Origin of the sequence: Paenibacillus ferrarius, from assembly GCF_002027705.1 — a bacterium.
In the GTDB taxonomy this organism is placed as follows: domain Bacteria; phylum Bacillota; class Bacilli; order Paenibacillales; family NBRC-103111; genus Paenibacillus_E; species Paenibacillus_E ferrarius.
This window is the reverse complement of record NZ_MBTG01000001.1, coordinates 226,963-247,752: the sequence shown is the minus strand read 5'-3', so window position 1 is coordinate 247,752 and position 20,790 is coordinate 226,963. Positions and strand designations below refer to the sequence as shown.

The 20,790-nt window shown below is 43.3% G+C and carries 22 protein-coding genes; all 22 read right to left on the bottom strand.

What is annotated here, in order from left to right; translation table 11 throughout:
- Nucleotide 1: 1 nt before the first annotated feature.
- A complete protein-coding gene (rseP, locus tag BC351_RS01640) occupies nucleotides 2-1,261 on the bottom strand; it encodes an RIP metalloprotease RseP (protein ID WP_079408964.1) in 1,260 nt (419 codons plus the stop codon).
- 268 nt (nucleotides 1,262-1,529) lie between these two features.
- Complete coding sequence (locus tag BC351_RS01635; protein WP_079408963.1) at nucleotides 1,530-2,675, bottom strand: 1-deoxy-D-xylulose-5-phosphate reductoisomerase; 1,146 nt, start codon at nucleotides 2,673-2,675, stop codon at nucleotides 1,530-1,532.
- Between the two features lie 23 nt (nucleotides 2,676-2,698).
- The gene (locus tag BC351_RS01630; RefSeq protein WP_079408962.1) at nucleotides 2,699-3,493 is read right to left on the bottom strand and encodes a phosphatidate cytidylyltransferase; all 795 of its coding nucleotides are present in this window, start codon (nucleotides 3,491-3,493) and stop codon (nucleotides 2,699-2,701) included.
- Nucleotides 3,494-3,581: 88 nt separating this feature from the next.
- Nucleotides 3,582-4,352, bottom strand: a complete 771-nt coding sequence (locus tag BC351_RS01625) for an isoprenyl transferase (protein WP_079408961.1) — start codon at nucleotides 4,350-4,352, stop codon at nucleotides 3,582-3,584.
- A gap of 64 nt (nucleotides 4,353-4,416) precedes the next feature.
- A complete protein-coding gene (gene frr / locus BC351_RS01620) occupies nucleotides 4,417-4,971 on the bottom strand; it encodes a ribosome recycling factor (protein WP_079408960.1) in 555 nt (184 codons plus the stop codon).
- Between the two features lie 3 nt (nucleotides 4,972-4,974).
- Nucleotides 4,975-5,700, bottom strand: a complete 726-nt coding sequence (gene pyrH / locus BC351_RS01615; protein WP_079408959.1) for a UMP kinase — start codon at nucleotides 5,698-5,700, stop codon at nucleotides 4,975-4,977.
- A gap of 91 nt (nucleotides 5,701-5,791) precedes the next feature.
- Entirely contained in the window at nucleotides 5,792-6,442 is a 651-nt protein-coding gene (tsf, locus tag BC351_RS01610) for a translation elongation factor Ts (protein ID WP_079408958.1), read from the bottom strand.
- Between the two features lie 119 nt (nucleotides 6,443-6,561).
- The gene (gene rpsB / locus BC351_RS01605) at nucleotides 6,562-7,260 is read right to left on the bottom strand and encodes a 30S ribosomal protein S2 (protein ID WP_056625008.1); all 699 of its coding nucleotides are present in this window, start codon (nucleotides 7,258-7,260) and stop codon (nucleotides 6,562-6,564) included.
- A gap of 252 nt (nucleotides 7,261-7,512) precedes the next feature.
- On the bottom strand, nucleotides 7,513-8,028 hold the full coding sequence (locus tag BC351_RS01600; protein ID WP_079408957.1) for a hypothetical protein: 516 nt from the start codon (nucleotides 8,026-8,028) through the stop codon (nucleotides 7,513-7,515).
- Nucleotides 8,021-8,602, bottom strand: coding sequence for a hypothetical protein (locus BC351_RS01595; protein WP_079408956.1), 582 nt, complete (start codon nucleotides 8,600-8,602; stop codon nucleotides 8,021-8,023). Before BC351_RS01595 ends, BC351_RS01600 begins: the two co-directional genes overlap by 8 nt.
- A 34-nt stretch (nucleotides 8,603-8,636) precedes the next feature.
- Nucleotides 8,637-8,960 (bottom strand): hypothetical protein, encoded by a 324-nt coding sequence (locus BC351_RS01590; protein WP_079408955.1) that lies wholly within the window; start codon nucleotides 8,958-8,960, stop codon nucleotides 8,637-8,639.
- A 19-nt stretch (nucleotides 8,961-8,979) separates the two neighbouring features.
- Nucleotides 8,980-10,389, bottom strand: a complete 1,410-nt coding sequence (locus BC351_RS01585) for a DUF342 domain-containing protein (protein WP_079408954.1) — start codon at nucleotides 10,387-10,389, stop codon at nucleotides 8,980-8,982.
- Between the two features lie 29 nt (nucleotides 10,390-10,418).
- Nucleotides 10,419-11,207, bottom strand: coding sequence for a FliA/WhiG family RNA polymerase sigma factor (locus BC351_RS01580; protein WP_079409189.1), 789 nt, complete (start codon nucleotides 11,205-11,207; stop codon nucleotides 10,419-10,421).
- A 21-nt stretch (nucleotides 11,208-11,228) separates the two neighbouring features.
- On the bottom strand, nucleotides 11,229-11,660 hold the full coding sequence (locus BC351_RS01575; RefSeq protein WP_079408953.1) for a hypothetical protein: 432 nt from the start codon (nucleotides 11,658-11,660) through the stop codon (nucleotides 11,229-11,231).
- 1 nt (nucleotide 11,661) lies between these two features.
- Nucleotides 11,662-12,156 (bottom strand): chemotaxis protein CheD, encoded by a 495-nt coding sequence (locus BC351_RS01570; protein ID WP_079408952.1) that lies wholly within the window; start codon nucleotides 12,154-12,156, stop codon nucleotides 11,662-11,664.
- Nucleotides 12,153-12,740 (bottom strand): chemotaxis protein CheC, encoded by a 588-nt coding sequence (locus tag BC351_RS01565; protein ID WP_425270897.1) that lies wholly within the window; start codon nucleotides 12,738-12,740, stop codon nucleotides 12,153-12,155. Before BC351_RS01565 ends, BC351_RS01570 begins: the two co-directional genes overlap by 4 nt.
- 36 nt (nucleotides 12,741-12,776) lie before the next feature.
- Nucleotides 12,777-13,238 (bottom strand): chemotaxis protein CheW, encoded by a 462-nt coding sequence (locus tag BC351_RS01560; RefSeq protein WP_079408950.1) that lies wholly within the window; start codon nucleotides 13,236-13,238, stop codon nucleotides 12,777-12,779.
- Between the two features lie 27 nt (nucleotides 13,239-13,265).
- On the bottom strand, nucleotides 13,266-15,341 hold the full coding sequence (locus BC351_RS01555; protein WP_079408949.1) for a chemotaxis protein CheA: 2,076 nt from the start codon (nucleotides 15,339-15,341) through the stop codon (nucleotides 13,266-13,268).
- Nucleotides 15,342-15,392: 51 nt separating this feature from the next.
- The gene (locus tag BC351_RS01550; protein WP_079408948.1) at nucleotides 15,393-16,508 is read right to left on the bottom strand and encodes a protein-glutamate methylesterase/protein-glutamine glutaminase; all 1,116 of its coding nucleotides are present in this window, start codon (nucleotides 16,506-16,508) and stop codon (nucleotides 15,393-15,395) included.
- A gap of 48 nt (nucleotides 16,509-16,556) precedes the next feature.
- On the bottom strand, nucleotides 16,557-17,426 hold the full coding sequence (locus tag BC351_RS01545; RefSeq protein WP_079408947.1) for a MinD/ParA family protein: 870 nt from the start codon (nucleotides 17,424-17,426) through the stop codon (nucleotides 16,557-16,559).
- A complete protein-coding gene (gene flhF / locus BC351_RS01540; RefSeq protein WP_079408946.1) occupies nucleotides 17,423-18,742 on the bottom strand; it encodes a flagellar biosynthesis GTPase FlhF in 1,320 nt (439 codons plus the stop codon). The genes BC351_RS01545 and flhF overlap by 4 nt, the downstream gene beginning before the upstream one ends.
- On the bottom strand, nucleotides 18,739-20,772 hold the full coding sequence (gene flhA / locus BC351_RS01535; RefSeq protein WP_079408945.1) for a flagellar biosynthesis protein FlhA: 2,034 nt from the start codon (nucleotides 20,770-20,772) through the stop codon (nucleotides 18,739-18,741). Before flhA ends, flhF begins: the two co-directional genes overlap by 4 nt.
- Nucleotides 20,773-20,790: the final 18 nt, after the last annotated feature.

Sequence of the window (20,790 nt, the reverse complement as noted above, 5' to 3'; positions counted from 1 at the left end):
ACTATCCCTTAATCAAGCGTAAAATATCATTATACGTTACAGCCACCATCAACAGCATGAGCAGTGCAAATCCAACAAAGTGAACCATGCTTTCTCGGTTCGGATCAATGGGCTTGCCGCGCAGTGCTTCCAATCCCATAAATAGAAGTCTGCTTCCATCCAAAGCTGGGATCGGCAGAAGGTTAAATATCCCTAGGTATAAACTCAACGTGGCTGTCCAAGAGAGGAAAACCGTTATTCCCATTTGAGCAAATTGGGCAGATACTTGAGCAGTTCTTACGGGACCGCCCAAATCATCGAGCTTAAATTGAAGCGTGACGAGCTTTTGCAGCCCTGTTACGATTCCAATTGTCGTACCAACGACCTGATCGTAAGTGCCCGTTAAGACTTCACTGAAGCTTGCGCTCCTGCGATCACCCGAAATTACAACACCTAACTTACCGGAACCTGCATCCATCTCAGGCGTAACTTGAACCGTTAATGGGTTGCCTGCACGATCGATGATCCAAGTCATCGGCTTGCCAGCAGAAGCTTGAATAGAGGTAACCAGCTTCTCACGATCGGTTCCAATCGGATGATTATCAATGGACATGATAATATCACCTTTTTGCAGACCTGCCTTCTCTCCTGCTTTCCCAGCAACGACTGAATCAAGCTTCACATTCGTGAAAACCCCAGACATAATCACAACGATAAAGAATAAAACAATCGCTAAAAAAAAGTTCATCACTGGACCCATAACAATGGCGATTGCTCGTTGGCCCACTGTTTTGGAGCCGAATTGGCGATCATAGGGAGCAATTTGCGTTTCTGTCCCTTTCGTGACCATCATAGCTTGCGGCTCAATCGGATATGTGACTTTTTCCCCATCGACATCCAAAGTAACTTGGAGCGCTCGCTCCAAATCAATTTGCTCCACGACGCCAAGGATTACATTCGAACGACGGTCAAGTTGATCGAGATAAAGCGATGTCACTTGGTTTTGTTTATTTAATTTAATGGCAACCGTCTGGCCAGGATTGACTTGGACGATTTCTGGATCTTCGCCGGCCATCCGAACGAACCCACCTATCGGCAGAATCCGCAGTGTATAGCGGGTTTCCCCTTTTTTATATGAGAAAATCTTGGGCCCAAAGCCGATGGCAAATTCTCTCACCAAGATACCTGCACGTTTGGCGAAGTAAAAATGACCCCACTCATGAATCGTGACAAGAACGAAAAACAACAAAATAACCTTCAATCCAACTTCTATGGTTGACAAGTCGTAATTCCTCCTTCAAGTTTTCACCAGAAAACTTACCTATGTATGCATAAAGCATAATGTTTTCATTGGAAACCTGCCTTCTAAGCATCCACTTATGGACAGCATGTTCTTAGATTACCATTATTGAACGGCTGAATACAAGCTATGCCCATTTAGCACAGTATACGAGCAAGAAGTTTGAATTAGACTTTACGTTCCTATGTATCCAGATCGCTGATTAAAAAAAGAGCAGAGCCAAACTCGCTGACTTTAGCTCTCAAGTGACCTAGAATTGAATGGATGCCGCACAATCTCTTGACCATAAATCTTGTTCGTGTATGGCATCTAATGAAGGAGTTGGAATCGAATCATGCTTCTGCAAAACAGTCTCAATGATCTGTTCAATTTGCAAAAACGTAATTTCACCGTTCAGGAAACGAGCAACAGCGATTTCATTCGCCGCATTGTACACCGTTGGTGTCGTTCCGCCTTGTTTGCCGCTCTCAAAAGCCATTCGCAAACAAGGAAAGCGTTCAAAGTCCATTTCCCGAAAATGAAGCTTGCCGATCGCAGCCAAATCTAATTTCTTCGTTGGCGTCGGATATCGATCCGGATATGTTAAAGCATATTGTATCGGGACACGCATATCAGGATTACCCAACTGCGCGATGACGCTGTTATCCACAAATTCAACGTAAGAATGGATCACACTTTCAGGATGAATAAGGACATTAATCTGGTCATACGAAAGACCGAACAACCAATGGGCTTCAATCACTTCAAGCCCCTTATTAACCATAGTGGCGGAATCAATGGTAATTTTGGCCCCCATAGACCAATTCGGATGCTGCAAAGCTTGCTCAACCGTCACGCCTTCCAAATCTGCACGTGAGCGATCCCGGAAAGAACCTCCGGAGGCGGTGAGTGTTATTTGTGCGATTTGCTTACGGTTCTCGCCATTCAAACACTGAAAAATCGCGGAATGCTCACTGTCGATGGGCAGCAAAGCAACCCCTCTTCTACGTGCTGCATCTGTTACGATATGTCCTGCACTAACTAAAGTCTCTTTATTAGCAAGCCCGATATGCTTGCCAGCCTCGATAGCAGCCATTGTCGGCTTTAATCCTTGGCTTCCAACCACTGCTGTCACAACGAAATCAGCATCTGTAGAAGCAGCTACTTCCAGCAACCCCTCTTGACCATACAAGACCTTGGTCGCGGAGCTTACTTGGCTAGAAACTTTCTCAGCCAATTCCTTCGTCGCTACAGAAACGACCTTCGGATGAAATTTGTGAATTTGTTCAATTAATAATTGACTATTATATCCACCTGATAAGGCTTCTATTTGAAATTGCTCTGGGGCATGCGCCACAATATCTAGCGTTTGTGTACCGATAGATCCTGTAGAACCCAAAATGGCAATCCGTTTCATCGTGTTCCACCTCACAGCTGCATTTAGTGGGGAATCATTCCGAGAAAATAGATAAATGGAAATACGATCAACCAGCTATCCATTCGATCGAGTACGCCACCGTGACCGGGCAGTAATGTTCCCGTATCTTTAATACCTTTCACTCGCTTATAGGCAGACTGAATCAAGTCACCCACTTGTCCTACAACGGCAATGACGAATCCGAGAAACAAAGCTTGTCCGAATCCGAGCAAATCAGAAGCAAACCAAGCAAACCCGAAAGCGACAATCATCGAAATCACAACGCCGCCTACAGCACCTTCAATAGATTTCTTGGGGCTAATTTGAGGCCATAACAGATGTTTCCCGAGTTTCGAACCGACGAAATAAGCGCCAGAGTCCGATGCCCAAATACAAACAAACACAAGAATAGTCCAGAACAAGCCATGCTCACCCAAACGGGCGGCAATCATGTAATAAAAGCCGAAGCCGATATAAACAACACCCAATAAAATCACCGATACTTGATCAATCGTTATTTTATTTTTGGATGCGACTGTAATGAAAAGCAGCAGGAACATACCCAGCCAAACAACGGCTGACGATGAAAGAGGCAAAGAAACACCAGTTAATTCCCAGGGAATCGTTATATATAACAAAGCAAGCAGTCCTACTGCACCTGTTAATTTATGCTTGGTGAATCCATTCATCTGCATATATTCGCGATAGCCTAGAATCGAAAGCAATACGATCAATCCAGCATACCAATAGCCACCCAAAACCAATAATGTTATAAATAAGAAGCCAGCAATGACTCCAGTAACTATTCTTTGTTTCAAGCTGAATCCCCCTAGATGAACAACCTCAATCGCTAAACCAGCTCAACATCTAGCCTTGGACGGGAGGAAGCTTGGTATGATTACATCCTTAAATGCCACCAAATCGTCTCCCGCGGCGCTGATATTCAGCAATGGCTTGTAAAAATAACGACTCTGTGAATTCCGGCCAGTAAGCATCCGTGAACCAAAGCTCCGAATAGGCTAGCTGCCACAGCAAAAAGTTGCTAAGTCTCAATTCTCCGCTAGTGCGAATCAATAAATCCGGATCCGGCAAATCAGCTGTCAGCATGTAAGAAGAAAATTTGGATTCATCCAAATCCTCCGCTCGCAACTTTCCACTTTGAACGTCACGAATGATATCCTGTACACCAGCAATCATTTCTTTGCGGCCACCGTAATTTAAGGCAAAGTTCAGAATGAGTCCTGTATTATTCTTCGTTCGTTCGATGGCTCCCTCGATTGCTTTAAGCGTAAAATCAGGCAAACCTTCTTTCCAACCGGTCATCTGAATACGAACATTATTTTCGATCAACTCTTCGATTTCAAGTGGAAAAAATTCTTGGGGAAGCTTCATCAAAAAATCCACTTCATCCTTGGGCCTCTTCCAATTTTCAGTCGAAAAAGCATACATCGTCAACACTTTGACACCGATCTCATTCGCCGCCATTGTGATTTTCTTAACGTTCTTCATTCCTGAATGATGACCTGCTACGCGAGGCAATCCTCGTTGCTTTGCCCAACGCCCATTGCCATCCATAATAATCGCTACATGCGCAGGTACTTTGTCTAATTCAATGTCCTTTAATCCAGCAGAAGCCTGCTTATTTCCACCTAACCATTCCTTAACTAGCTTGAACACCGTTGTTCCTCCCAACTAGGGAAAGATGAAAAACCCCCAGCGAATACCCGGGGGCATATCTATCTTATACTTCCATGATTTCTTTTTCTTTAGCAGCCAAAACTTTTTCAACCTCAGCTACAAATTTATCCGTAAACTTCTGGATATCTTCTTGATGTTTGCGGGACTCGTCTTCTGAAATCCCCGCTTTTTCAAGCTTTTTAATATCATCGTTTGCATCACGACGAATGTTGCGAATCGCGATCTTCGCTTCTTCGCCGAATTTCTTCGTCATTTTCACGAGATCAGCACGACGCTCTTCTGTAAGAGCAGGAATCACAATACGAATAACCAACCCATCATTGGATGGCGTTAGTCCAAGATCTGACTTCATAATTGCTTTTTCAATTGAAGTCATGGAGCTTTTATCCCACGGTTGAATAAGCAAAGTGCGTGAATCTGGCGTTGTTAAATTCGCAAGTTGATTTACAGGCGTCATCGCTCCGTAATATTCTACTTGGATACGGTCAAGTAACGATGGTGTCGCACGACCCGCACGAAGCGAAGTCAGGTCTCTTTTAAGAGCACCAATGGCTTTGTCCATCCGATCTTCTGCATTCTTTTTCACTGCTTGTGGCATGATTTAGACACTCCCTTTAACTGTAGTCCCTATTTTCTCGCCAAGGACCACTCGTTTGATATTCCCTTTTTCTGTAATGTTAAACACCACTAATGGGATGTTGTTATCCATACAAAGGGAGGAAGCGGTGGAATCCATGACACCAAGGTTGTTGCTGATGACTTCCATATAAGTTAACGTCTCGTATTTCTTAGCTGTTGGATCTTTGAATGGATCTGCTGAATAAACGCCATCCACTTTGTTTTTGGCCATAAGAATAACTTCCGCTTCAATCTCAGCTGCTCTTAAAGCTGCTGTCGTATCGGTAGAGAAGTAAGGATTCCCTGTGCCTGCCGCAAAAATAACAACTCTCCCCTTCTCAAGGTGACGCATTGCTCTTCTACGAATGTATGGCTCAGCAACTTGCTGCATCGTAATGGAAGACTGCACGCGGGTTGGCACTTCGATATTCTCCAAAGCATCCTGCAGCGCAAGAGAATTCATTACCGTAGCCAGCATTCCCATATAGTCTGCCGTTGCACGGTCCATTCCTTTCTCACTGCCGGCAATTCCCCGCCAAATATTACCGCCACCCACAACAATGGCTACTTCTACATTCAATTCCACAACGTCTTTTACCTGTTGGGCAATGGAAGTAATGACTTCCGAATCAATGCCGTAGCCCTGCTGACCTGCCAAAGCTTCGCCGCTTAATTTTAGCACTACTCTTTTGTAAAAAGGTTGACCCAACTTGTTTACCCCCGTTTCAATGCATGCACCAACAATCTCTTATTGGCTAAAAAAGAAGGAACACCAAGTGTTCCAACTTTTTAAAAATCTATTATAGGTTAACTTGGGACATAACTTCTTCCGCAAAGTTCTCTTGTTTTTTCTCAAGGCCTTCACCCAGACCGAAACGAACGAAACGACGAATGGAGATGTTCTCACCGATTGCAGCGATTTTCTCGTTCAGCAATTGGTCAATGGTTTTGTCTGGATCTTTAACGAATTGTTGTTCCATCAAGCAGAACTCTTCGTAGTATTTCCCGATACGGCCTTCAACCATTTTGTCGATGATTTTCTCTGGTTTGCCTTCGTTAAGCGCTTGGTTGCGAAGAATTTCTTTCTCTTTCTCCAAAGCTTCGGTTGGCACTTCTTCACGACGTACATAAGTTGGGTTCGCTGCAGCAATGTGCATAGCGATATCTTTACAGAAAGTTCTGAATTGATCTGTTTTACCAACGAAGTCAGTTTCACAGTTGATTTCTACAAGTACGCCTACTTTACCGCCAGCGTGAATGTAAGATTCAACAGCGCCTTCTGTAGCAATACGTCCAGCTTTGTTAGCTGCTGCGGAAAGACCTTTTTCGCGAAGCAATTCGCCGGCTTTTGTGATATCGCCGTTAGCTTCTTCTAGTGCTTTCTTACAATCCAACATACCTGCGCCTGTTTTTTCACGTAATTCTTTCACTTGTGCTGCTGTAACTGCCATTGAAAGAAACCTCCCGTTAGTTGTTATTTATGATGCTATGTAGCACACATTGACTCTTTAAAAAAAGGGTGGTGACAGGCTGTTACACCTTCCAACCACCCTTTTCACGTTCCTATAGATTAAGCTGTTGTTTGTTCGCCTTGGTGTGCTTCGATCACTGCGTCAGCAATTTTCGCTGTCAGCAATTTAACGGCACGAATCGCATCATCGTTACCTGGGATCACGTAATCGATTTCGTCCGGATCACAGTTTGTATCAACGATACCAACGATTGGGATACCCAATTTACGAGCTTCTGCAACAGCAATACGCTCTTTACGTGGATCGATAATGAAAAGTGCGCTAGGCAGACCTTTCATGTTCTTGATACCGCCCAAGAATTTCTCAAGACGCTCTTTCTCTTTGCGGAGAATGATAACTTCTTTCTTAGGAAGAACTTCGAAAGTGCCGTCCTCTTCCCATCTTTCAAGAGTTTTCAAACGGTCAATACGCTTTTGAATCGTTTGGAAGTTTGTTAATGTACCACCCAACCAACGTTGGTTGATGAAGTACATGCCGCAACGTTCTGCTTCTTCCGCAACGGAATCTTGTGCTTGTTTTTTCGTTCCTACGAAAAGAATCGTACCATTATCTTCAGAAACGGATTTAACAAAGTTGTAAGCTTCTTCAACTTTTTTAACCGTTTTTTGCAAATCGATAATGTAAATACCGTTTCTTTCTGTAAAGATATACTTGTCCATTTTCGGATTCCAACGACGTGTTTGGTGACCGAAATGTACGCCAGCTTCTAAAAGCTGTTTCATGGAGATAACTGCCATCCCCAATCCCTCCTCTAAAATGGTTTATTTGGTATCCGCCGCCTATCGCATCTTTGCATAAAACTTACCTAAGTAAGCACCATTATGCAAATTGACGGGCGTGAGTTTTTAACACCGTGAATAAATATACCACAACTCAAATCCCTATGCAACCTTTTGTCATGAACGGATTTTCTCACAACTGAAGCGGCATTCAAGTACGTGAACGAACAAAAAAGACCTCTAAAAGAAGAAGATCCATTTGTAAGCATGCTATTGAGCTGTAATTAAATTTGTAACGATTTTGGACATATCCATAACGCCCTCAAAAGAGTGAAAGCCGATTTGAAGCTTCGTATTGCCGCCTTGCTTCTCCAATTCGGTGACGAAGGCTTTGCGATCCGTTATTATGCCTGATTTCATTAATAAATCACTAACCGCAGTTGCATCCAAATTAGGCTGCACATAAAGAATGATTTTGGGGCTGCCTTCAGGGGCAGTCGTTTTGGGTTGATCTTTGGGCTTAGCTGCTGCTATTCGTTCCGCCTCATCCTTCAATTTCTGCTGAACGACCGCATCCAATTCCGCTTGGGTGTACATTTTGGCACTTTTATCAAATACTTGATAGTATTTCGAGGTTTCATCCTTCAATTTCTGAGGATCCATCTCCTCCATCGCCAATTTAGCCTGGCCTGGAGCACTTGCGCGAACAGACATCACTTGTAGAAGCAAAGCCCCTATAATAATGCCAATCCCTATGCCCAATATAATAGAACGATTCTTAAACACGAGCCCTCTCCTCCTGTTTCGCAAGTTGAAGGATCAAACTAACCTCGCCTTTATTCATTCCTAGTTGCTTGGCGATGGCTTCTACACTTTTCCCTCGGTCATGTAAAGCAAATAATTCCGTATACCTGCTTTTCATGCTTAATCCCATATAGATGGGCTCTTCCACGATTTCCTCCGCGGGTACAGGCAAGAAAGAAGCTTCCACTTGTTCTGACTGTATAGACGAAGCGGCAGTGGGCAGATCAGAATTGATTAATTGTTGACTAACTTGCTGATTTACATGTACTTTCGTCAGTTCTTGAGAAAGCTCATGCTTTTGCTTCTCCAATGATTCCAATCTGCCAGCCAGCTTGGCAAGCTCAACTTCATAATCTTGCTTTGTTTTGGAAAAAAGATTAAGCAGAGACTGATTTTGCTCATCCATTTCAGCAGCGAAGTGCTCGATCGTCTCCTCAATTTCTTGAACGACATTGGTTTTGTTCGACAATGCCGTTTGCTCCTTGGGGAGAAAACGGGCGTATACAATGATGACTAAACCTAGAAGAACGACATACATCCACGGCTGCATAGCCATAGGGTTCACCTTTTTCTATTAGTAAAATAGCGCGTTACAGAGATAAATCGATATGATGGCCTTTATAAGGGTGATCCGGCGAATGGTGAGACTCGGTGCTGACGGTTTCAAGATTATTCTTATTCTTGAACTTCCGCTTGGAAGCCTGCTGCTTGTCTCTGCCTTGATCTTTGATATCTGCGCGATCGCTCTTTTCAAGTTTGCTGCTGCGATGACGATCTTTCTCCGTATTCATCAGAGATTGATGCTCTAAAATGGCTTCATCCTGCCTAGGCTTTTGCATGAGCTGGTTTTGCCGAATACCGGCTTCATCGTTTTTGTGTACAGCGAGTTGTAAATCAATGGCTTTAAAGCTCATCACTTACCCACTCCTTCATTTACACGTAGGTACTCATTGTAATATCGCCATCGCTTAATCGGAACGTCATCCGATTCGTTGGATCTTTAATAAATTTCGTATAACGGCCAATCACGATCTTCGTTCCGCCATAGACAGTTGATAAAACTTCAACTTTGGCCTTGTCGGAATCTTCCAAGGATTTCTCAATCTCAAGGATTCGTTCCTTGATCGTGTTTTGTTCTTCCAAAGCTTGCTTTTTCGTATGATTAAGTTTAATCCGCATGGCTACTTTATCAGGCGTTAATTGCCCCGCAGCCGCTAAAGCATCCAACAGGGTAAGCGCTTTATCGGTTTTATCCATGTTTTCCATATAGACGCGATGTTGATTGCGCAAAGTGATCATCTCATTGCGAAGCTCAGGAAGAACACCTACCTCAACAACGGTTGCCGTAGACATCGTATTCCCAATCGTACGCGCAGTTACGCGCTCTCCGGCTTGAATGGTGCCGCCGACGATGAGCCCCTTGGACCCACTGCATATGACAGCCTTGCCAGCTCTGACCGTTGAGTGCATGATACTTTGAGACACTAATAATTCTCCCGCTACTTCAATGGTTGCGTCTTGTATGAAAGAGCTTTTGACATTTTTACCAGCTTTGATATGGGCTTTATTTTGCCCCACAATACCAGCATTAATTTCAACTGAACCATCCGCTTCGAGCTCTGCCGCTTCAACGCCACCTGTAACACGGATATCGCCAGCTGCACGAATTTTGAAGCCCGGCAACACGTTGCCGCGGATAACAACCGTACCTACAAAATCAATATTCCCGATGCTATAATCAACATCGCCATTGACTTCATACACAGGGAAAACGTTGATCTTATCACGATCGGTTCTCACAACCATGCCGTCAATAGCGGAATAGAGGCTCATTTGCTCCGCATCTACAATAACGTTCTTACCTAATTTAAATCTGGCTTCCTTGCCCGCTTTGGTAAACAGCGTTTCACCAGTCACTGCTCGTCCAGGCACACCTTCCGTCGCCAAAAGGCGCTGCCCGATCAGTTGACCTTTTCTTACATTATGTAGTGTTACAACTTCTTTATAATTGACCCTGCCGTCTTCCAGCTCAAGCGGTTTTTTTTCATCTTGATCAAACGCAAAAATATATTTAATAGCGCCGTTTTGTCCTTCTTGTGGCTTCGTACCCGCTGCTATCACTACTTTTTGGTGATAAAACGGTTTTGGATCTGCTGCAATTTGAGCAATAAGCTGCTTATCCAAGCCATACACGATACGATTTTTTTGAATAAGGTCTTCCAATTGACCTACAGTTAATTTGAAAGTGTCATCTATATTGCTAATCAGCAATTGAGCAGACAACTTGTCGTCCGAGACGGAAATACTGATATAGTAATCTAAAGGCATGTTCCTCTCAAGCATGGAATACCACCTTTCTCCAACAAATTTGGTTATGAATCCTGAAAAAGTTGATTTTTAAATCTTCCCAATACTCCTTTTAGACGAAGTATCGCTTTGGAATGTAATTGCGAAATACGCGAAGGAGACAAACACATCACTTCTGCAATTTCACTTAATGAAAGCTCTTCAAAATAAAATAAGGAAACAACTGTTCTTTCTTTCTCTGTCAAACGCTCAATCGCTTTGGCCAAAGAATCCTTTAGATAAAACTCATTGACTTGAAATTCAGGGTTTTTAGCCTTTTCATCAACCAGCAAGGAAAGACGTGTTTCTGAGTCTTCTTCGCGAATAGGATCGTCAATTGAACAAACCGTTGTAATCGAAATATCTTGAAGCATTTGTTGAAAGTCGGTCTCGCTGACTTGCAAATAAGCGCTGATTTCCGCATCTGTTACCGAACGAAGATACTGCTGCTCAAGCTTCTGATAAGCATCCTCGACTTTTTTGGCCTTTTCTCTTACTGAACGCGGAACCCAATCACCTTGACGCAATCCATCAATAATAGACCCTCGGATTCTCCATGAAGCATACGTTTCGAATTGTAAACCACGAGCATAATCAAATTTCTCAACGGCATCAATAAGTCCCATCACACCAAAGCTGGACAGATCCTCTTTCGAAACACTTTTGGGAAGTCCAATTGCAAGCCGGCTTGAAACATAATCAACTAAAGGCAAGTAACTTTCAATAAGTGACTGCTTAGCTGGCACCCAGCCTTCTTCCTTCCACTGCTTCCATAGCTCAAGATTAGCTAATTGCGACTGCTTTTGTTCAATCATCATTTTGTTGTTTCACCATCCTTAATCTTCAGACATTCGCCTTAAAGCACCAGCCAGTTGTTCAGGGTCTAAATTATTCTTGGTGACTAGCTTTGGTGGATTCAGTGGTGAAAATTGCATATCAGCAGCAGTTGAAACGTTGTTGTCGCCAAGATTGGCTTTCATCATCTGGCGTGTTTCATCGTCTAAATCAGGTGTTGTCAGATCAAGCGATTGACCAACAGGCGAATCCTCAGCAGGTAAACTTGGGGCCGTGCTGACTGCAGCATGCTCAGCTCCAATCATGAGCCCTAATACCCACCGAAAACCAAAACTCAATACGAATAAAATAAGAAAGCTATAAACACTTTTGAGACAGGTGGACAGGAATAAGTTATTGCCAATGGATAAAGCAAATGTAAATAACCCTGCTACGGTTGCTACAATGAGATTAATGCGCATGGTTCCAATCATATTAAATTTCCTTCACTCCTAATTGGACACTTCGAATAACCAGTATGCCAGTCTCACTAAGGAACTCTATCGTACGACCGTAATTGGCCCCTGTATCCTCAGCAAGAATCGGAATTTTGTATTTATTCAACATATCTTTACAGGATTCTACATTTCTCGGGCCAATTCTCATCGTATCATTATTTCCAGCAAATGCAAACATCTGCGCTCCACCAGCTAATTTCGCCTCTAGTCTGCTTACCATGGCACCGAGCTTTTCCATACGTGAGATTAACTCAGGAATAGCTGTATCTGCGTATTTAGCAATGTTCAGCGATCCTTCACGGGCAATTTCAGATGAAGGCAGCATGACATGTGCCATACCTGCCACTTTTACGCGGCTATCATACAAAGTGACACCTACACACGAACCCAGCCCTGTTGTCTTCAGCACACCCGATTGGTGTGCAACATTCAGGTCAGCCATTCCTACTTTAATCAGATTATCCTGAATCATGAAGACTCTACCCCTAATGCGGAAAATATTTTGCCAAACGATTCCGGATCAGGAATTAGGAAGAAATGTCCTTGTACTTCATTATCCCCCTCCATAAACTTGGTATCAATGAGCAAAGCTTGATCTCCCATTTGACCAAATTGCAACAAGCCATAACTTAATATTGCACCTGCCATATCAATCGCTAACGCTGGGACCGTCGGCTGCATATTCAGGTTCGTAAAATCAGCCAATGAAGATAAATAGGAACCAGCAAGAATGTTCCCAATTTCATTCAAGGCCGATAACTCAAGCTCTGAGTACTCTTCCTGATCCTGAATATTTAGACCAATCAGATCCCTTAGCATATTTTTGGCAGCATCCAAATCAAGAATAAAAAACATGTTCCCAGGAGCATCGCCATCCACGCGCAAGAATATAGCTAAAACAACCGTTTCCGCACCGCCGACACTTTCACATATCTCTTCGAATGGAAGCATTCGCACCTTGGGCACCAGCATATCAATTGGCTTATCCAATAAAGTAGATAGGGCGGTCGCTGCATGACCCGCACCTATGTTGCCTACTTCCTTAAGAACGTCCATTTGAAAATCGGCTAAATGACTAAATACATCCACAACCTATTCCTCTATTCTTTCCAGCTGTTGAAGTTCATTACGATCCAGAACCTGCTCTAAATTAAGTAGAACTAACAATCTTTGTTCGCCTACACGGGCAATCCCATCCAAATATTTGGCTTTAATGCCGCCAACGATCTCTGGTGGGTTATCAATATTGTCAGTATCCAAATCAATAACATCATTTGCGGAATCTACAATTAAACCAACCTCGAAATCACCAGCCGAAACAATGATAATCCGTGTAGCATCTGTCGTCGGCAGCTCGCTAAGCCCAAATCTGGAACGAAGATCAATAATAGGAATTACGACACCGCGCAGATTGATAACACCTTTAATGAACTCAGGTGCTTTCGGTACACGTGTCATAGGCTGCATTCTTTCGATTGTTCTTACTTTCTCGACTTCCACGCCGTATTCTTCCGTGCCAAGTGCAAAGACAATAACCTTTTTCTCTTCTCCCATTGTGAATGCCTCCTTAGATTTAAATGATTATTTAATCAATGCATTAGGGTCAATAATCAAAGCTACTTGTCCATCCCCTAAAATCGTAGCGCCAGATATGGCAAAAAGTCCGGATAAGTATTTACCAAGTGTTTTGAGAACAATTTCTTGCTGGCCAATAAATTCATCGACCATTAAGGCAACTTGTTTATCGCCTTTGCGCACAACAACGATTTCGGTTTCTTCTTCCAGATCTTCATTGAAGTCAGGCACATTGAACAAGGTGCTAAGTGAAACGAGCGGGATAACCGAATTGCGATAATCCACCATTTTGTTGCCATGAATGTTGCGGATTTGTTGTTTTTGAATCGCAGATGTTTCTACGATAGATGATAATGGGATGGCGTATTTCTCACTGCCCAAACGCACCAACATCGCCGAAATAATGGACAGTGTCAACGGCAACTGAACAGAAAACTTACTGCCCAAGCCTGGTTTGGAGTCTACTTGGACATGTCCGCCTAGCATTTGGATTTTCGTCTTCACGACATCAAGTCCAACACCACGGCCTGAAATATCTGAAATTTTCTCCGCCGTGCTGAAACCGGAAGCGAATAGTAAATTGTAAACTTCCATATCGCTCAATTTCGCAGCTTGCTCCGCCGTGACAAGACCGTTCTTAAGCGCTGTTTTTAGAACTTTATCTCGATAAATACCCTTGCCGTCTTCTTCAATTTCAATAAAGACATGGTTTCCACTATGGAATGCACGAAGCTGGATCGTCCCCTGCTCACTTTTTCCAGCTGCTAGACGATCACTAATGGATTCAATGCCATGATCGACCGCGTTGCGAAGCAAATGGACAAGCGGGTCTCCAATTTCATCAATGACGGTACGATCTAATTCCGTTTCCGCCCCTGTAATGATTAAATCTACTTTCTTATCCAATGATTTGGCTAAGTCTCTGATCATCCGAGGGAAACGATTAAAGACAGAATCCACAGGCACCATTCGGAGCTTCAAAACAATATTCTGCAAATCACTGCTAACTCTAGACATGTGCTCAACGGTTTCCGTTAGATCATTCCGTTTAACTTCAGACGCTAATTGCTCAAGACGCACACGGTCAATCAGAAGCTCGCTGAACAAATTCATAAGCGCATCGAGACGTTCAATATCAACCCGGATTGTTCGACTAGCTACCGGAGCCCCGCCTGCTGCTGGTTTTGCTACAGGTGCCGCCGGTTCAGCCTTAGGAGCACTCTCAGTTGCAACTACTGGAGCTGTTGCAACTACAGCTGCAACAGCAGCTGCAATTTCTTGTCTGGCCGCCTCTACTTCTGTTCTGGGACGGGATAGTTCGGCTAATGATTCCGTATCTACAGTGATGATCACAGCAGAGTGTATCTCAGAAACATTCAGGATCTCTTTTTCAAGAGTTCCTTGATCAACCTTAGAAATGAAATACAAGGAGAACGAACGATCGAATTTCTCCTGCTCAATTTCTTGAACAGATGGCGTCGCTTTTACGATTTCTCCCATTCTCTCTAAAGCATCGAACACCATGTAAGCACGAGCTGCTTTCAGCACGCAGTTGTCATTCACGGTTACTTCTACATAAAAAACTAGAAATCCAGAATCAATCGATTGCTGCAAAATGGAATATTGAAATTCATCCACTTCAATTCCTTTTGTTTGTTCTTTAACTGCTGCAGCCGCTACTGGAGCTTGCTCCGTTATGTACTCACCCGTCACAATGGAACGAAGTGAAACAACAATCGGGGAAACATCTGCTTTTCCGGTCCCACCTTGGATAATATCTTCAACCATCGACTCCAAGGAATCCAAGCTTTTGAAAATACAGTCAAAAATAAATGGGTTCATTTCAATTTTGCTGTTACGAACAAGATCCAGTACATTCTCCATCTCATGTGTAAGGGCTGCAATGTCTTCAAAGCCCATCGTCGCGGACATCCCTTTCAACGTATGGGCGGATCGAAAAATATTATGTACGATACTAATATCTTGAGGGCTGCTTTCTAAACTTAGTAAGTTCTCATTCAAGGATTGCAAATGCTCTTTCGACTCATCGATAAACATGGATAAATATTGACTAAGTTCCAAAACCACACACCTCCAATAGAATCATCATTCAACTTGCTTGCTATTGTTGATCTAATTAAGTACGCATTGAGCTAGTCGAGCAGCTATATCTTGTTGTGGCAGCACATGCATCGCAGCCTGGAGCTCTACGGCAGCCCTTGGCATGCCGTAAACGACGCATGTTTCTTCGGACTCAGCAATGGTAGTCGCTACACCGGCCTGCTTAAGCGAAAGCATGCCTTTGGCTCCATCGCTTCCCATCCCTGTCATCAGTACGATGTGCCGCTTCAACTCACTCATACCAAGCAAGGACTCAAACATGACGTCCACCGAAGGACGGTGGCCAGAACGAGGCTCTTCTTTGGTTAATCGAATTTTGTAAGTCTTGTTGGAATCTTTGTATGCGATCATATGCCAACCACCAGGAGCAACGTAAGCAGTTGCCGCTTGGAGCACATCTCCTTCAGATGCCTCTACGACGCGAATCTGGGAAATGTCATTCAACCGCTGCGCAAGTGATTTGGTGAAATTAGGCGGCATATGTTGAACAATAAGAATTGGGGCAGGAAATCCTGCAGGAATATTAGAAATTACTTGATGCAAAGCCCTAGGACCTCCAGTAGATGTCCCAATGGCGACAAGATGATCAAAATGTGTAGAACCCGCAGCTGTGGTTGCCCTTGGCTCCGGTGGTTTAAGCACTCCAACCTTGCTTCTCTCCAGCACTTGTGAAGCAATTGGCCGAGATGGCAGAGGCTTCTCCTGCAGAGGTTGAAAGGTTCTCATCTTCGTGCGAACTGCCATTTGCAGTTTCTCATGAAGCAATTGCTTCACTTTATATAGATCAAGGGATATCGAACCTGAAGGCTTTCGAATAAAGTCGACAGCCCCCCACTCCAGTGCTTTAATGGTTTCAGAAGCGCCTTCTTCCGTTAAGGAACTAAGCATAATAATGGGAGTGGGCTGCTCAGCCATAATACGTTGAAGAGCATCCAAACCATTCATTACTGGCATTTCAACGTCCATTGTAACGGCATCTGGTCGCAAAAGCTTGACTTGCTCAATCGCTTCCTGGCCATTTTTTGCAGTACCAATAATTTTGTATTGCGGATTTTCAGTTATCAGATCGCTAATAATTTTTCGCATAAAGACAGAGTCGTCTACGACAAGAATGTTATAAGGTGCCATGATGTTCGCCTCCCTTTATGTGCTTATTCGACATGATTTTCAAAAATCCTATTTCAAAAGTCTCATCATTTTATTTAAAAACCCTTTTACCCCAGAAGTTGGGGTATCAATGACGCGATAACCTTTGATGTAATTTTCTACTAATATGTTCAAACTTCTGGATGCTGCTGAATTAGGAAAAGCAACTGTGAAAGGCACCTGTTTTTTTACTGCTTTGGATACAGATACATCATCATCCACAAACCCAAGAGAAGGGATATGGATGTTCAAAAATTGTTTGGCTACCAATGAAATTTTATCGGCGGTTTGCTTGCCTTCCTTCATGTCCGTCACACGATTGATGATTAATTTAAACGAAACATCATGTCCCATTGAATTCACCATTTTGATAATCGCGTAAGCGTCTGTTATTGAAGTAGGTTCAGGTGTTGTAACAACAAAAGTTTCTTCGGCAGCAAGAATGAACTTGAGGGTTTCTTTGGACAACCCAGCACCCGTATCAAAAATGATGAAATCCACATATCCGTTAAGCTGCATAACCTGCTCAGCAAAGTAATCCAACTCTTCCTCTGTTAAGCGGAGCAAATCGTTGAATCCGGATCCACCTGCAATAAAATCTAAATCATTGTAGCCTTTCTGAATGATTTCCCAGATTGATTTTTCCTTTTTGAGAAGATGATACAAGTTGTACTTGGAGGAAACCCCCATAAGCACATCAATATTGGCAAGTCCGATATCAGCGTCGAAGACAAGAACCTTATAACCTTGGGACTTAAGCGTTAATGCAAAGTTCAGCGTAAAGTTGGATTTCCCTACGCCTCCCTTTCCGCTAGTCACGGTAATGATCCTGGTTGCCTTTGTGCCTTTATCATTCTGAATCTGGACCAGGTTCCGCAACCCTTCTGCTTGATCCTTCATGCACTAGGTTCCTCCAATAACAAATCTATGATTTGCCATTCATTCAACTCCGTTATATCATCCGGTACGCTTTGACCATTCGTTACATAGGAAAGCTGAAGAGAGAACTCATGAACCACGTTCACAATTGCACCGTAAGAATCTGTTTCATCCATTTTCGTGAAAATCACTTTGTCCAGCTTGAACCTATTGAAATTATTCGTAATCGCCTTCATATCTCTGTATTTCGTCGTTAAGCTAAGTACTAGGATCGTTTCACTGTTTCCTTGTGTCTTGAGAAGAGAGTTCAGTTCAGATACATACATCTCATTCCTAAAGTTGCGCCCTGCCGTATCCATGAAAATAACGTCGCAGTCCTCTAATTGATGAAAAGCCTTGGATAAATCCTGTGGAGAAAAAACAACTTCAAGCGGGACGTTCAAAATAGTCGCATACGTTTTTAACTGTTCAATAGCCGCAATACGATATGTATCTGATGTAATAAAACCAACCTTACGTTGGAACTTCAATACTTGTTCAGCGGCTAATTTAGCTATCGTTGTCGTTTTTCCGACACCCGTGGGACCAACGAAATGAACAACCCGCGTGTCAGGTGAAATTTGTTTATTTGCAGCTGAGTTAAACACTTGACCCAATTTGGCTTTAACCAACTGCCGCGCGGACTCATCAGTAACAGATTCATCTGCAAGTTCAAAATCGGCTAAAGTTTCATCAATAATTTGACGAACGAGCAAAGGATCAACCTCTTGATCGTACAATCGCTGCTCAATCTTCTGCAAAGGCTCCGGAAGTTTAGTTGCATCGGCTGCTTGTGTCAGCTTCCGCATCATTTCCTTCATTTGCTTAAGCTCTTCAATCAAATGATCATCTTTCTGAATAGCCCTATTTGGTGCATTGACGGATACAGGTGAATATGATTGCTGAGGTGCATAGGCCGGCATTGCTGGAGTTTCGATAGCCACTTTGGCAACAGCGGGCTCTTTGGCAGCGACAACCGAAGCAAACACATCCGGCACATCCGGAAAATCCGACATATGTGCTTGAGATGTATTCGGCTGTATCTGATTTATTGCCGGCTGGACTCTTTGGGGCTGCAGTTGTGTGGGTGCAACTCGCTGCTGCGCGCCTGTACCCGAATTAGAATTGGTAGCATCCATGGCTGCAATAACTTCAATCTTCTTCTTGCCAAATAAACCAAGAAATCCGCCCGTGCGAATTTCTTTGGTGTTCAAAATGACAGCATCCTTGCCTAAATCAGTTCTAATTTTTTGCAGAGCATCAGGCATGGAGTCGACAACGTATCTTTTTACTCTCATAGATTGACTACCCCCATGCTCTGAATTTCTACACTAGGCTCTAATTCACTGTAAGAAAGAACCGGAATATCATGCAGCGTTCTCTCTAGCAGCTGTCTTAAATACATGCGAATCGTAGGTGAAGTTAAGATGACAGGTTGTTGACCAGACTGAATTAATTTGGAAACTTGCTCGCTAACACGATGATAGATAATTTGAGAAGAAGACGGGTCTAGCGCTAGATAACTTCCTTGATCGGATTGCTGAACAGAATCTGCAATTTTCTTCTCCACGGAAGGACCTACAGTAATTACTTTGAGAGAATCCCCTAAAGAGGTGAATTGTTGCGTGATCTGTCTGGATAAAGACTGCCTAACATATTCGGTTAGAATCTCAGGGTCCTTCGTATACGTGCCATAATCAGCAAGTGTCTCCATAATGGTAACCAAGTCGCGCACGGATATTTTCTCGCGCAATAATTTAGCCAATACTTTCTGAATATCACCAATGGATAGCACGGAAGGAATAAGATCATCAACAAGCGCAGGATACGTTTCGCGCACATTGTCGATAAGCGCCTTTGTTTCTTGTCGGCCAAGCAGCTCATGCGTGTGTTTCTTAATAATTTCTGTCAAATGTGTAGCAACTACGGATGGTGGATCTACAACGGTATAGCCAGAAAGCTCGGCGCGTTCCTTGGTTACCTCATCAATCCACATTGCTGGTAATCCAAACGCAGGCTCCGTTGTTTCAATTCCTGTAATGGAATCATCATCAATACCTGGGCTCATTGCCAAGTAGTGATTAAGTAGTAGTTCTCCGCGCGCAACCGTATTGCCTTTAATTTTGATGATATACTCATTCGGACGCAGTTGAATGTTGTCACGGATCCGGATCACAGGTACGACGACCCCGAGTTCAAGCGCACATTGTCTACGAATCAAGATGATACGATCCAGTAAATCTCCACCTTGCTGTGTGTCAGCCAATGGAATAAGACCATATCCAAACTCAAATTCAATAGGATCAACTTGCAGCAACGAAATGACACTTTCAGGACTTCTTACTTCCTCAATTTGCTTCTCTTCAACCATTTGCTCTTCTTTGATCGCTTCGCGTTCCAAATTCTTTTGCATTTTAAAGGCTGCATAAACTAACAACCCAGCAATCGGGAACGTAGTAAACCAGTGAATTGGAGTAAATAATCCAAGTACAACTAATGTTCCCGCAACAATGTACAGCAGTTTGGGCTGTGCCGTTAACTGTCGGGTAACATCTTGACCCAAATTTCCTTCGGAGGAAGCACGAGTGACAATAATACCAGCAGCCGTTGAAATTAATAAAGCTGGAATCTGACTGACGAGGCCATCCCCAATGGTTAGAATCGAGAACGTTTCAAGAGCTTTACTGAAAGACATCCCTTTCATCGTCATTCCGATAATAAAGCCGCCAATCAAATTGATGACGAGGATGATAATACCTGCAATGGCATCCCCTTTTACGAATTTGCTCGCTCCATCCATCGCTCCATAGAAGTCAGCTTCATTTTCGATTTTCTTTCTGCGTTCTCGTGCTTGTACTTCATTAATTAGCCCAGCGTTCAAATCAGCGTCAATGCTCATTTGTTTCCCTGGCATCGCATCGAGTGTGAATCTTGCTGCTACTTCGGCAACGCGCTCAGAACCTTTGGTAATTACAATGAATTGGACCAAGACAAGGATGAGAAACACAACGAATCCCACGACGATATTGCCTTGTGCAACGAAAGATCCAAAAGTTCTGACCACGTCGCCTGCTTCAGCATGTGACAAAATGTTCCGCGTCGTGGATACGTTAAGAGCCAACCGGAACAATGTCGTTATCAAAAGCAAGGAAGGAAAAATCGAGAACTGAAGTGCCTCTTTGGTATTCATAGCTACTAATATAATCATTAACGCTACCGATATATTAATAATAAGCAGAAAGTCCAATAAAGGGATTGGCACCGGTACAATCATCATTAAGACAATACAGATAATACCTACTAAAACCACAAGATCCTTGATTTTCATCAGATTGTACCTCCCTTC

Excerpts from the sequence above, each read along its gene's own strand:
- BC351_RS01635 (WP_079408963.1), bottom strand. The coding sequence starts at position 2,675 with ATGAAACGGATTGCCATTTTGGGTTCTACAGGATCTATCGGTACACAA.
- frr (WP_079408960.1), bottom strand. The coding sequence starts at position 4,971 with ATGCCACAAGCAGTGAAAAAGAATGCAGAAGATCGGATGGACAAAGCC.
- tsf (WP_079408958.1), bottom strand. The coding sequence starts at position 6,442 with ATGGCAGTTACAGCAGCACAAGTGAAAGAATTACGTGAAAAAACAGGC.
- rpsB (WP_056625008.1), bottom strand. The coding sequence starts at position 7,260 with ATGGCAGTTATCTCCATGAAACAGCTTTTAGAAGCTGGCGTACATTTC.
- BC351_RS01595 (WP_079408956.1), bottom strand. The coding sequence starts at position 8,602 with ATGGCTATGCAGCCGTGGATGTATGTCGTTCTTCTAGGTTTAGTCATC.
- BC351_RS01590 (WP_079408955.1), bottom strand. The coding sequence starts at position 8,960 with ATGAGCTTTAAAGCCATTGATTTACAACTCGCTGTACACAAAAACGAT.
- BC351_RS01585 (WP_079408954.1), bottom strand. The coding sequence starts at position 10,389 with ATGCTTGAGAGGAACATGCCTTTAGATTACTATATCAGTATTTCCGTC.
- BC351_RS01580 (WP_079409189.1), bottom strand. The coding sequence starts at position 11,207 with ATGATTGAACAAAAGCAGTCGCAATTAGCTAATCTTGAGCTATGGAAG.
- BC351_RS01575 (WP_079408953.1), bottom strand. The coding sequence starts at position 11,660 with ATGATTGGAACCATGCGCATTAATCTCATTGTAGCAACCGTAGCAGGG.
- BC351_RS01570 (WP_079408952.1), bottom strand. The coding sequence starts at position 12,156 with ATGATTCAGGATAATCTGATTAAAGTAGGAATGGCTGACCTGAATGTT.
- BC351_RS01565 (WP_425270897.1), bottom strand. The coding sequence starts at position 12,740 with ATGGACGTTCTTAAGGAAGTAGGCAACATAGGTGCGGGTCATGCAGCG.
- BC351_RS01560 (WP_079408950.1), bottom strand. The coding sequence starts at position 13,238 with ATGGGAGAAGAGAAAAAGGTTATTGTCTTTGCACTTGGCACGGAAGAA.
- BC351_RS01550 (WP_079408948.1), bottom strand. The coding sequence starts at position 16,508 with ATGGCACCTTATAACATTCTTGTCGTAGACGACTCTGTCTTTATGCGA.
- BC351_RS01545 (WP_079408947.1), bottom strand. The coding sequence starts at position 17,426 with ATGAAGGATCAAGCAGAAGGGTTGCGGAACCTGGTCCAGATTCAGAAT.
- flhF (WP_079408946.1), bottom strand. The coding sequence starts at position 18,742 with ATGAGAGTAAAAAGATACGTTGTCGACTCCATGCCTGATGCTCTGCAA.
- flhA (WP_079408945.1), bottom strand. The coding sequence starts at position 20,772 with ATGAAAATCAAGGATCTTGTGGTTTTAGTAGGTATTATCTGTATTGTC.